A 311-nucleotide genomic window follows, 5' to 3' on the forward strand; every position below is an offset into this window, starting at 1 on the left:
AAGTTCGACTTTTATTGTTAAAGCCAATTCTCTTTCAATGTTGGATGTGGGGATAGATATTGAAGACCCGTTGATCGTCGATCGCAGTATCACGGCAAAGTCTGGTGATATCGTGATTGCGCGTATTGACAATGATTTTACCGTGAAGCGCTTTATTTCTTTACAGGTTGGTTGTTGTCTCCAATGATCGCTGCGCTTGCAATGAGTTTGAGTTCTGCTTCCGTGATCGCAAATGCATTACGTTTACGGCTAAGTGCATAAAAAGTTCATATTCTGAGAGGTTGTTAAAACGTGTGCTGTAAAAAACCGTA

At 40.8% G+C, this 311-nt stretch carries 1 protein-coding gene; it reads left to right on the forward strand.

Translation table 11 applies throughout. The annotated features are described in order from the left end of the window. Nucleotides 1–187 (forward strand): LexA family protein (locus tag FLQ44_RS20020; RefSeq protein ID WP_276607892.1); only part of this gene is annotated, 187 nt, incomplete at its 5' end. Nucleotides 188–311: the final 124 nt, after the last annotated feature.

It is taken from the genome of Vogesella mureinivorans (assembly GCF_007644035.1).
In the GTDB taxonomy this organism is placed as follows: domain Bacteria; phylum Pseudomonadota; class Gammaproteobacteria; order Burkholderiales; family Chromobacteriaceae; genus Vogesella; species Vogesella mureinivorans.